The 12,278-nt window shown below is 59.4% G+C and carries 7 protein-coding genes; 5 read left to right on the top strand and 2 right to left on the bottom strand.

Going from position 1 to position 12,278, the window contains the following annotated elements:
• Nucleotides 1–132 precede the first annotated feature (132 nt).
• Entirely contained in the window at nt 133–4,323 is a 4,191-nt protein-coding gene (locus FGF80_RS10950; protein ID WP_138653986.1) for an Eco57I restriction-modification methylase domain-containing protein, read from the top strand.
• Nucleotides 4,324–4,752: 429 nt separating this feature from the next.
• On the opposite strand, the gene FGF80_RS10955 is transcribed toward FGF80_RS10950, so the two are convergent.
• Nucleotides 4,753–5,109, bottom strand: coding sequence for a DUF5518 domain-containing protein (locus FGF80_RS10955; protein ID WP_138653988.1), 357 nt, complete (start codon nt 5,107–5,109; stop codon nt 4,753–4,755).
• Nucleotides 5,110–5,344: 235 nt separating this feature from the next.
• A complete protein-coding gene (locus FGF80_RS19195) occupies nt 5,345–5,509 on the bottom strand; it encodes a hypothetical protein (protein ID WP_006186752.1) in 165 nt (54 codons plus the stop codon).
• Between the two features lie 546 nt (nt 5,510–6,055).
• On the opposite strand from FGF80_RS19195, the gene FGF80_RS10960 reads away from it, so the two are divergent.
• The 4 genes from FGF80_RS10960 (at nt 6,056) to FGF80_RS10975 (ending at nt 12,278) form a co-directional block, all read left to right on the top strand.
• On the top strand, nt 6,056–8,074 hold the full coding sequence (locus FGF80_RS10960; protein ID WP_238705279.1) for a hypothetical protein: 2,019 nt from the start codon (nt 6,056–6,058) through the stop codon (nt 8,072–8,074).
• Nucleotides 8,075–8,184: 110 nt separating this feature from the next.
• Nucleotides 8,185–9,369: a DUF6498-containing protein gene (locus FGF80_RS10965; RefSeq protein ID WP_138653990.1), complete on the top strand. Its 1,185-nt coding sequence runs from the start codon at nt 8,185–8,187 to the stop codon at nt 9,367–9,369.
• A 309-nt stretch (nt 9,370–9,678) separates the two neighbouring features.
• Nucleotides 9,679–11,919: a PAS domain S-box protein gene (locus FGF80_RS10970; protein WP_138653992.1), complete on the top strand. Its 2,241-nt coding sequence runs from the start codon at nt 9,679–9,681 to the stop codon at nt 11,917–11,919.
• Between the two features lie 32 nt (nt 11,920–11,951).
• On the top strand, nt 11,952–12,278 hold the full coding sequence (locus tag FGF80_RS10975) for a DUF5785 family protein (RefSeq protein WP_006186749.1): 327 nt from the start codon (nt 11,952–11,954) through the stop codon (nt 12,276–12,278).

The following is a 12,278-nucleotide window of genomic DNA, read 5'->3' on the forward strand; positions in this document are numbered from 1 at the left end:
CGGGCTGCTGTAACTGTTTGCCGGAGCGACCGCCTGCCGATCGTCATTCCGGTGACGACTGCGCTGTTGGTGCCTGTTTCGAGTACCCCTGTTACCAGTGGATTCTTGGTGTGACAATTCAAGGAGACAGGCATGAGTCAGGCGACGCTCTCGGACCGCCCGTACACGAACTCGAATCTCTTCTCCGGCTACTATCTCGACGAGCGGATTCAGGACCGCGAGGAGTGGGATTGCGACGACGACGCACAGGCGGCCATGGACGACCTGCAGTCGCTGTACGATCTCGAGTCGGGGCTGGTCGACGGCTACAAGGAGGACCCGCTGATCGACAACTGGATCGACGAGGTGCTCGAGGTGTTGGGGTTCGGGACGAACGTCGAGACGACGCTGCCCGAGGGCGGGGGGTACGTCGACGTGTTGCTGTTCGAGAACACCGAGGCGCGCCGTGACGCGGCGGAGGTCTACCTGAGTTCCGAGGACACGACCGACCTGTTCGAGCGGGGTGTCGGACTGGTCGAAGCCAAGCAGTGGGACGCCGACTTCACGACCCGGTTTAGCGACCAGCGGCCGTATCGGAACGCCTCCCATCAGATCAAACACTACCTCGAGCGGACGCCCGAGCGGATTCAGTGGGGCGTGTTGACCAACGGCCGCAAGTGGCGACTCTACGGGACGAACGACTACGAGACCCAGACCTACTACGAGATCGATCTGCCGGAACTGCTCGAGCGCGGTGATCTCGAGGCGTTCAAGTACTTCTATACGTTCTTCCGGCCGGCGGCGTTCCGCGAGTCGGGGGGCACGACGTTTCTCGATTCGGTCTGGTCGGAGAGCGAGACGGTCGCCCAGGAACTCGGCGAAGACCTACAGGACAACGTCTTCACGGCGCTGCGGGTGCTGGGCCGTGGCTTCGCCGAGACGAACGACCTGGCGCTCGAGCCGGACGACGACGCGGGGCTCGGGGAACTCAAGGAGCAATCGCTCGTGTTGCTCTATCGGTTGATGTTCGTCCTCTACGCCGAGTCGCGGGGACTGATCCATCCGGAAGGCGGGGACGCGGTCGCGGAGTACGAAGAGAACTTCAGCCTCGACGAACTGCGCCTCGAGATTCACGAGGAGATCGGCGAGGTCGACGCCGGATTCGACGACGCCTACAGCGAGCACTCGACGACGATGTGGAGCCGGCTCGAGGACCTGTTTCGCCTGATCGACGAGGGCGAGGAATCGCTCGGCATTCCGCCGTACAACGGCGGGTTGTTCAATCGGGAGAGCCACGAGTTCCTGGCCGAGCACGAGGTCAGCAACCGCCATCTCGCGGAGGTCATCTATCGGATTTCGACGACGGAGAACGACGAGGGGCGGTACGTGTTGGCCGACTACGCCGACCTCGATACGCGCCATCTGGGGAGCGTCTACGAGGGGCTGCTCGAGCACCAGTTCCGGATCGCGCCGGAGGCGTACGCGGCGGTGGCAGAGGACGGTGGACAGGTCTGGAAGCCGGCGACGGAGGTGTCCGTGGCGGCGGCGGTCGAAACCGTCGACGAGGGCGGGCTCTACGTCGTCAACGACGAGGGCGAGCGGAAGGCCACGGGGGCGTACTACACGCCGGACTACGTGGTGACCTATATCGTCGAGGAGACGGTCGGGCCGCTGGTCGCGGAGATCAAGGACGACCTCGAGTCACAGGGCTTCGAGCCCGGTACCCACGAATACCTCGGAGCCTTCTACCGGCGGGTGACGGACCTGAAGTTGCTGGATCCGGCGATGGGGAGCGGCCACTTCCTGACGCGGGCGACGGAGTACCTGGCCAACGAGGTCATGGAGGAGGTGCGCGAGATCGAGGAGGCGACGGCCTTCGACGAACAGCGGGTGCGCCGGGACGTGGCCAAGGAGTGTATCTACGGCGTCGACTTGAACGGGATGGCGGTCGAACTCGCGAAGCTCTCGATGTGGCTCGAGACGCTCGCCGCGGACCAGCCGCTGGCCTTCCTCGATCACCACCTCAAGGCGGGCAACTCGCTGGTGGGGTCGGACGTAACCGAGGTCCTCTCGAGCGACGCGGCCGACGGCGACGGGCAGTTGACGCTGCAGCAGGCGCTGGCGCGGGTCCGGCAGGACACCCTCGAACACGTCATGGAGCGGATGCAGGAGTTGCTCGAGATCGACAACGAGTCGCTCGAGGACGTCAAGTCGATGGAGGAGATCTACGACGAGGTGCGGGCCGACGCGTTCTACCAGCGGCTGTTCGAGGTGGCGAACGTCCACACGGCCGAGCGGTTCGATCTGGACGTGCCCGAGGGAGCCTATGAGCGAATGGCGCAGGCGATCGACGACGACGAGGCGTGGGCCGAACTGAGCAAGGAGCCGTGGTTCCAGACCGCGCAGGCGATGAGCGAGGACGAGACGTTCTTCCACTGGGAGTTGGAGTATCCGGAGGTATTCTTCGACGATGATGGCGAGAAGCGAGAAGATGCTGGGTTTGATGCGGTGATCGGGAACCCCCCCTATTTTAGTATTGATACAACATGGGGGAAAGGATCAGAGAGAGCAGGATACATCAAATCAGACTTTGGCGGAATTTGGGCTGGGAAGAGCGATATATACTACTACTTCATATTGAATGGCCTAAAACTCGCAAATAGTGATGGATATGTGTCGTATATCTCCTCGAGATACTTCCTTGAAGCACACTACGCAGCTAACCTCCGAAAAAAGTTGAAAGAAGACTATAAAATCTCCAAAGTTATTGACTTCGGAAATCATAATGTATTCAATGGCATAGGAATTAAAGCTAGCATTTCTATTTTCGAGAAAACAAAAAGCCCGCAGAATAATATACAATTCTATGGCTTTGAGGAGTATGAAAACCCAAAAACTCAGTTGAATACATTGAAAGATAGCCTGGATTGGTTGTCAATCAAACAGGATGAGATAAAATCTAATAGTTGGAATCTATCTGGATGGGAGAATAATGCGATTAGCTCTAAAATAGATGAGAATTGTAGATCGTTGAGTGAAATAGCAACGATAGGGAAGGGAATGGAGACTGGTGCTAATAAAGTGTTTGAAGTCGATAAGGACACAATAGATGAATTTGGAATTAGCGAAAATAATTGGAAGAAGTTATTGAAGAACCAAGATATAAAAAGATATAATATCAATTCTAGAGACTTATATATCTTATATCCTGAAGGAATTGATGAGATTACAAATCATGACGGCTTATATCACTACTTAAGTCAGCATAGAGACCGGCTTGAATCTCGTGCTGCATACGAGCGTGATGATTGTGAGTGGTTTGAATACACATTTGCTCTCCACAGTGAACTGTACGGTTCATCAAAAATTATTGTCCCTTTCGTTGCACCAGAAAATAGATTTGCATTAGATGAAGGCGGTGAGTTTCTAGGCCTAACTGATACATATACAATATTTTTGGGTGAAGATATCGATGACCACTATATATTAGCGTTACTCAATTCAACAATATTGGATTTCAGATATAAGCTAGATGCCAAATCCAAAGATTACAGATATGAATATACTGGAGATAGAATAGCAAAGATGCCGATCCCAGAAGAGAGTAGCACTGACCTTAGCAACATAAATAAATCGCATGAAGTGATAGGAGAGGACTTGGAAGATGGGAAAAAGTCCGATATCTCATCAACTCTGTCTAAACTGTCCAAATACATAATTAACAATAAAAATAAGAAAAACAATCTTAATTGTTCACTACTTGACTATCTTGGGACATATTCTGAAGGTAAAGTCCTTGCAGACATTGGATTTAATCAGCCGCCAGAAGGAAGTGCAAACTCGATTATTCAGAAAACATCTGAGGACCGAGAAAACCTTCGAATTGGGACTGTCAAAATCATCCGTGAGTCACCGACTTCCCTCGAGATTCGCCTCACCGCTCGCTACAAACCGGACAACGAGGACGAGTACGAAACCGACCAGTGGGGGTATACCGAAACCGAACCACTGCCAGCCCTCGAGATTTCGGACCTCACCGAAACCGAGGCCGACCTGATCGAGGCCTTCGTGCCCGTGGCCGTCGACGAGGCCGGCGGCTTCGCGAACTTCCGCGAAACCGCCACCAAAACCAACTCGCCCGTCGATCGGCTCCGAAAGCTCACCCTGCCCGCCGTCGATGACGTTCGGGACGGCCTCGAGAGCTACCTCGAGACGAAGGAGCGAGCCGAGGAACTCGAGGCGAAAATCACAAAGACGGACGAGTTGATCGACGAAATCGTCTACGAACTGTACGGGCTGACCGAGGAGGAGATCGAGATCGTTGAAGACACCGTTGAGAACTGATCTCCAGTAGTCTCCTGTCGTTCTGTACAGTGCGTGGCTGTATCGGCCCAGGGGGCATCGCGACACCTGTCGAACAGCATTGCACGCACAGTGCAACTGTTTTGCTATGAGACGAACGGCAGTCCGTTCCAACGCACTGCTCGCAGTATCACGGCAACAGCCACTGCGCCCCACACAACCGTCCAAACGGTGCTTGGAACTGGGTCTTGAATAGTGTCGGTTAGGACTGCGACAGCATACACGAGACTGACCACTGCAAACCCGATTTTGATCCTCCAGGGGAGTCGGGTCAGCAGGCCAGCCCTCGGCTTGCTATGGAGTTCTGATATATTCCACAGTAACATGTCTACCCGTATACTCGTTCCGGTAGGGGCGAATCCGCTGTCGCCATTTTCGGGTGGATTGCTGAGCAACGCAGTTCGTCCTGGGCTAATCGCTGACAAAGTGTGATACCCAGTCCCCACCGATGGCGCAGAGTGCCGACAGAAACGCACTGAATGCGATCACGAAGAGAGACCACAGCACTCCCACCACGATCGCAAGAGCCAGAATGTCAAGCGGTGCTGAAAGCTCTGCTACGACGAGATCCGCAGAGGACCAGACCACCGGTAAGCCACCGATGGCCCCCGTTCGAAGGCCGGCACGTTTCACCGACCCAGAGTGTGTCCCGTAGTATAGCCCAGACAGGAAACCGGCCACGAGACCCGGAGTCAAGTAAATCATCGACGGATCGGATGTCAGAATTACTGTGAACGGTATTGAGATAACACCGAGGAGAACGTCCACCCCCGTGTATGTTCTTCCCACTGAGTGGCCATTACTGTTGGAGACCATAGTGTCTATGAATGTCGTCTCTTGTCCTTATATCAAGTATTTTTTGAATACGGGGAATGAAGAAAAACACCCACTCGAGGCCCCGATTACAGCCCGGCCGACCGACTGTGATGTCGACGTGGTGGTGATGGTGGTTCCGAAGGCTCCTGCCGACCGGCCGGGTGACTGCCGGGGCTCGAGCGAGCCCCTAGCCGTCGGGTTGGATGAGGGTTGGCGGCACCGTACAGCCACACGGACTGGCCGAGGCCGTCATGGGACCGGAGACGGTGAGGAATCCGACCGGTTCACCGCAGCGCGGGCACTCCGGCGGCGACGAGTCGCCGTCCGAATCGCCGTCGCGACCGCTACGCATGGGTCGCACACCTCGAGCGAACGAACGGGGATGACACTCCTGCAGTCGGGCGATTCCGCGGTCGTGCGGGACGTTTATATCCCGGTAGAATGTACGCAATCATGGCAACCGAGTCCCTGAGCGGGAGTCGGAAGCCAAGTCTCGGGTGCTGGTTCCACCCGGGACGTTTCGATACGTCCCCTTTCCTTTGGAGACCGGCTTCCAGTATAACCGTTGACGCGTTGGAACTTATATCTACTGCAAGCGGCGCGAAAGCGACGCCCACCGCCCGGGTGCCCCGCCGCTCGAGCACCCCCGCGCTGTGGCGGCTCACGGCCCGCCGGGGCTCGAGGCCCGCGCTGCGGATGCGGCTGTCGGCCTTGTAGTCGTCCGGACGGAGTTTCAGTCTCCTCGTAATAGAACAGATTTCGCCTTCTGTGAGAGTATCCGCAACCGCCTGTCTATGGTTCTGTCGACGGTTAAGCAGTCATAGTTCTCATACCCACGCCTAATTTTATATTCAATAGATTAGTAACTTATATATTGTATTAGTTGATATACTAATGTATGGGTTCTAATAATACCAATAGCGATCCGACTCGACGAAAAGTGCTTCAACGTACTGCAGCCGCAGGCGCGGCCGTTATTGGCTCCTCAATCAGTGCAAGTGCGTCCTCGAACAGTCTTAACGATATCAACGAACGCGGATCACCTGAATTAGATACCGGTAACGGTGATCGGACTGTCACGATCCGCTCGAATGATACAGCGTCGTATACCTTCCAAGTAACAGGAACTATAACGCCGACAGGGGCACCAAATAGGGCACTTGATGACGGCACAGCGTCAGTAACGCTGTCAAATGACACCCACGAATACACGTTCTCTGGTGAATTCACTGAGTTTGAGGTCGAAGGAGAGGCAGATGTCTTTGTCGACGGTGATTCCTTCGACGTTGAGGCATTCCCTCAAACCACCCTGTCAATTGTCCCACAGGAACCTATAGAGGTGGATGTGTCTGCGAGTGGGAGAATCGAGACTGAATCTAGCGCCCTCGATAAGCCGAATAAGCGAACCGTTCAAGGAACGATTCGCAACCGAACGATTTTCTCTTATGCTGGCGAACTCACACACTTCGATATCAACGGCCGTGCGGAAGTTCAGAAAAACGGCCACTCGGTCGATCCATCCGAAGTTCTTCCATCGTCGCTCCCGGGCGAAGTATCTCTCACCGGCCCTGGCATCGATGTTACCGTCGGTGTTTCGGGTGAGGCCGCTTCTGACCTCCCCTCTGTTCGTTCCAGTGAAGGGAATATTAATGCGCCTGCGACTGGCACCGGGACGACTGCCAGGTACGACGGCCGTGTCGAATCTATCGAACTCGAGAATGGTGCATCGGCGGAGATCGTCCCTGAATCGAAGCGTGTGGTCTGTACGGCACCTGAAGAGCAGGCGATTACGTTCTCGGCGCAGTCAACAGAAGCGTTCATTTACAACGAGGAAGTCCACAAGAATCCTGAGGTCACGGTTGCTGCCGGGGAAACAGAACGAATTCAGTACTTCGGTGATGTAACTACTGTTTCCATCAACCAAGTTGAGGTGTCGTTCGACTACGAACGCTACGAGGATGCAAAGTCGTCGGCACGCCTCCAGATGGCCGCGGAGTTCGAACGACAGGACGCTTATAATCGCCTCCGTGCTGAGGTAGCAGGGCGGGTCCGCCACGACGCCGCTGGTATCTACGCTATCTCGTCAGATGCTGAGCCCCGTCCTGTTGATGCCGTGGTCTTCAAACTGACTGATGTTCACCGCGGAAATGAGGGTTCAATGAGCATCACGAAACACCGAAACTCTGGGTCCATAGTCGCCGGGAAAAATACCTACCACTGGCGAACAGACGGTGGTCACCTCGAAAAGATGCAGCTTGACACGCTTGAAGTTGGGTCAGCGACAACCATGTCGTCCGCGGGGCTTGCCACCGAAACGTTCGATTTCGACGTTCCACAAGGAGTATCAACCCAGCAAGTAGAAACGCAGGATTGGGTTCCGAACGTTCCATGGGGTGACTGGATTGGAGACATCTACGATGGACTGAAAGATGTCGCTTCCGGGATTGCCGGCGTCAGTGCCGATTATCTGGGCGAGGCGATCGAGTATGCCGAGGTAACCGCCTCAGAAATTGCGGTCACCGGTGGGAAAATCCTGTGTAACACGATTAACTCGTTCCAAGGACTAGCAACGAAGTTCATCGACGACGGTAAAATCAAAGCGCTCTGGAAACTCCGTATTACAGGTTATTCGTCGATGATTTCACTTGTTGGAAGTGGAGTATTCGAAGCTATTGGTGATGAGAACTACGACTGTGGGGCTTGTATCGCATTTATAAGGTTATCGCTGGATGTTGGGCTTTGTGGAGGAGGCGTGAGCGCATTCTGTTCGGCCTTCTCATTAACGACACTCGGTCTCGGGACGGTTCCGTGCGCGGTTTTGGGTGGGGCGATTTGTTCTGCTACCATCACGGCTCTCCCTGATGCAAAAGATATCTGTAGTGGCCATACAGAACCGGATGAAGCAGCCTTCTGTTAGCCAGTAGCTCGTCCAGCATCGGCTACTCTGCAGATATTTCGGCAATCGAACGAATGTATTTCTTATATAAGCAGGTAAGTTTATTATAACTGTATCGTGGATATGAGGCCATGGGAAGTGACTCCCTCCGCCGTCGGCTGCCGCCCGTTCTGGCGATCGGAGCCACGCTCAGTCCGGCCGTCGGCATCGGCTGGTTCGGCTGGGACCTGCTCCCGCTCCTGGTCGTCTACTGGCTCGAGGCGGTCGTCTACGTCGGCCGCTGTTCGCTCGAGTCGCTGTTTGCCGTTCGCCCCGTGGACGATGACTACTACGGGCTCTTCCTCCCCCTCGAACGCCTCCGCGAGAAGCGCGGGAGCGTGCGCGTTGTCGAGTGGCTCCCGCCGGTCTTCCCGCGAAACGTGCCGTTCGCGCTCAACGGCGGGTGGCTGCTCTTCGCGCTCGGGACGCTCGGGGCTCTCATCATGCTCTTCGCTCGCCCCCCGGGCACCCTCGAGCGGGGGACGCTGGTCGGCATCGGCGGCGCGACCGCGCTCGTCGTGGGCAGGCACGCGGCCACGCTCCTCGAGTCGATCCGCTCCGACCGGTACAACGCGTGGACGGCACTGTCGCCGTTCTCCCGTCGGCGCTGGCTCGCCGTCGTCATCGTCGCCTTTCTCGTCCCGATCGTGGGTCTCGGGGCCGACCGGATCGGGCTCGGGCTCACGGCGACGGTCGCCCTGATTCTCGCGACGAAGCTCTGGTACGATTTCCTCGACCTCCGCACGCCCGACGACCGGCCGACCGACCCCCAGCGGGACGAGACTGCGATCGACGTGCCCGAGACTGCGCCGCTCGCCGTCGTCCACACCGACGGACGCGGGATCGCCCTCGACGCGCTCGTCCTCGGTGCGATGCTGGCGCTGCTCCCGCCGGTCGGGTTCGTGATCCTGTTCTCGAGTGTCGCGGTTGGTCTCTGGCTCGGCCTTCCCGCGGGTGTCGCGACGGTCGTGCTCCTCGTCGCCGCCCGCGCGGTGTTGGAACTCCCGATCGCGTCTCTCAGGGACGGAGCCGTGGAGTACCGCGTGTACGATGCCGCCGTGATTGCGTACGATACGACGCTCGACGCGCCGCAGTGGCGGCTTCCCCGACGCGAGATTACGGACGTCCGGACGGACACCACGTTCATGAGCCCCCTCCTGTCCGGGGCCGTCGGAACCGTCCGAATCGACTGTGCGGATGGCTCGTCGCGTTCGCTCTCACTGGTCCGAAACCCCGAGGCGTTCGTTCGGACCCTCTCTGTCGAACCCGCCGCCTGAACCGACGCCGACCGGCTGCACCCCCGATAGCGCGCTGCGAACGGGGACGCCGAGAACACGTCACATCGGGAGCCACTCGAGACCTCGAACCGTGAGCGCCGCGATCCCGTCGGTCGTTCGCCCATCCGTCGGCCCGCCGGTCGGACTCGAGACGCCGAACCCGGCGACGGCTCCCCGATCGACCCCCGTTCGACGCGACAGTCGTTCGTGATCGAATGTGGGAAATTCCGACGGAGCGGACGCGACAGGCGCTGGAACGCGGTCGTGGCTGGCCCCAACCTATATCCCCGTGGTCCCGAGAGACGAGCCATGAGCATTCGAGACGAACCCCGGCGCGGGAGTGTCTCGATGGACCCGATTCGTGTCCTCCACGTCGACGCCGACTCGGCGTGGACGGCCGCGGTCGCCGACTGCCTCGAGCGAGCGGCCGCCCCCATCGAAACGCTCAGCGCGACCAGCGCCAGCGACGCGCTCGAGCGGCTCGAGCACGCCGATGTCGACTGTCTCGTCTCGGAGTACGACCTGCCGGATATGGACGGGCTGGCGTTGTTCGACGCGGTCCGAGCGGCCCACGACTCGCTGCCGTTCGTCCTGTGTCCCGGGGCGGGCTCGGAGGCCGTCGCGAGCGAGGCGATCGGGGCGGGGGTGACGGACTACGTGCCGAAAAGCGAGGGGGCCGCGACGCTGCGGGACCGCCTCGTCGCGGCCGTCGACACGATCCGCGCCCGCTCGCGCCGCAAGCGCCAGCTCCGCGCCGTTGAAACCGCACGGGAGGGGATCAGCCTGCTCGACGACGAGGGCCGATTTGTCTACGTGAATCAGGCCTACGCCGACCTCTACGGCTACGAGCCGTCGACCCTGATCGGCGCGCACTGGGAGCGGCTCTACCCGGACGAGGATGTCGCGACCGTCCGCGAGGAGATCATTCCGACGGTGATGGCCGAGGGCGACTGGTTCGGCGAAACGACCGGCCTCCGGGCCGACGGCACCACCTTCGTCGAGGCCCACTCGCTGTCGACGACCGACAACGGCGACCTCATCTGTACGGTCCGCGACGTGACCGACCGCGAGGAGCGCAAGCGCGAACTCGAGCGTTACGAGACGATCATCGACGCGCTGGGTGATCCGGTCTACACGGTCGATTCGGAGGGGCGGTACGCGTTCGTCAACGACGCTTACGCCGCGATGACGGGCTACGAGAAGGACGAGATCGTCGGCCGCCACATCTCGTTTCTCCTCGACGAGCCGTCCGTGGAGCGCGGCGAGGACTGCGTCCGGTCGCTGCTCTCCGACGACACCGACGCCCGCCAGCGGACCTACGAGATCACCGTCGAAACGAGCGACGGCGAGCGGATTCGCTGTGAGGACAACGTCTCGCTGTTGCCCCTGGCGGACGGCCGCTACCGGGGCGTCGCCGGCGTCGTTCGCGACATCACCGAACGCAAGGCCCGCGAACGCGAACTCGAGCGCTACGAGACGATCCTCGAGGCGATTCCGGACGAGGTGTACTCGCTGGACGCCGCGGGTGTCATCACCGATATCATCCCTCCGATCAACGACGACGTGTCGACGACGGGGCACCGACCCGAGGAACTGGTCGGCGAGCACGTCTCGGTCATCATGGACCAGGACGATATCGACACCGCCGAGTCGGAAATCGAGGCGCTATTGGGCAACGATGACCGCGAGCACGCGTCGTTCGAAATGGAGACAGTCACGAAAGACGGCGAGCGCCACCCCAACGAGAATCACATCGCGGCCCTGCCGCCGGACGAGGACGGCTGCTTCCGGGGTACCGTCGGCGTCCTGCGAAACATCGCCGACCGGAAAGCCCGCGAACGCGAACTCAAAGCGCAGAACGAACGCCTCGACCGGTTCGCCGGCATCGTCTCCCACGACCTCCGGAACCCGCTGAACGTCGCCCAGGGCCACCTCGAGCGGGTCCGCGAGAGCGGCGACTGCGACGACGACGATCTCGAGGCCATCGCCTGGGCCCACGATCGGATGGCAGCCCTGATCGAAACCCTGCTGACGATCGCACGCGAGCGCGATCCCGACCCTGACACCGAGCCGGTCGACCTCGCGGCCCTCGTCACGGACTGCTGGCGACACGTCGAAACGGACGACGCCGCGGTCGCGATCGAAACGGACGCCGTCGTTCGGGCCGACCGCGCCCGCCTTACCCAACTCCTCGAGAACCTCATCAGCAACGCCGTCGAGCACGGCTCGACGGACGACGCACGGGCTCGCCGGGACGCCGACCCCGACAGCGCCGCTATCACGCTCACCGTTGGCGACCTCGACGAGGCGGCGGCCGACGGGTTCTTCGTCGCCGACGACGGCTCCGGCATCCCGGCCGCCGAGCGCGACAGGATATTCGAAAGCGGCTACTCGAGCGATGGGACGGGGCTCGGGCTCGCGATCGTCGATCGGATCGCCGACGCTCACGGCTGGACGGTGACCGCTACCGAGGGAGCCGACGGCGGGGCGCGGTTCGAACTGACCGGCGTCGACCTGGTCGACCGGTCGCGGCCCGGCGACGAGGAGTAATCCTTTTGCGGGACCCCTACACACGTCCGGGTATGAGCAGCAACTGGCCGGTCGATCCCGACGGCGAGGAGGGCAGCGAGGGGATGCGCAAGTTCGACATGCGGATCATCGCGGACAAGGTCGACGAGGAGGAGGACTTCCCGATGGACCGCGACGAGTTCGTCGCGGAGTACGGCGACTACCCGATCCGGATCAACTACGAGACGGTCGTCCCGATGAGCGAGATCTTCGAGTACGTCGAACCCGCGGAGTTCGAGACGATGCTCGACATGCACAAGGCCGTCGGCGCTGCGATGCGTGCGGGCGACTTCTGGACGTACCACCCGAAGGGCAGCGATCCCGAAAAGAAACACGCCTGA

Origin of the sequence: Natrinema pallidum, from assembly GCF_005890195.1 — an archaeon.
Classification (GTDB): domain Archaea; phylum Halobacteriota; class Halobacteria; order Halobacteriales; family Natrialbaceae; genus Natrinema; species Natrinema pallidum.

Bases quoted from the DNA above. Each gene is read 5' to 3' on its own strand.
- FGF80_RS10950 (WP_138653986.1), top strand. From the start codon at position 133: ATGAGTCAGGCGACGCTCTCGGACCGCCCGTACACGAACTCGAATCTC.
- FGF80_RS10975 (WP_006186749.1), top strand. From the start codon at position 11,952: ATGAGCAGCAACTGGCCGGTCGATCCCGACGGCGAGGAGGGCAGCGAG.
- FGF80_RS10960 (WP_238705279.1), top strand. From the start codon at position 6,056: ATGGGTTCTAATAATACCAATAGCGATCCGACTCGACGAAAAGTGCTT.
- FGF80_RS10965 (WP_138653990.1), top strand. From the start codon at position 8,185: ATGGGAAGTGACTCCCTCCGCCGTCGGCTGCCGCCCGTTCTGGCGATC.
- FGF80_RS10970 (WP_138653992.1), top strand. From the start codon at position 9,679: ATGAGCATTCGAGACGAACCCCGGCGCGGGAGTGTCTCGATGGACCCG.
- FGF80_RS19195 (WP_006186752.1), bottom strand. From the start codon at position 5,509: ATGCGTAGCGGTCGCGACGGCGATTCGGACGGCGACTCGTCGCCGCCG.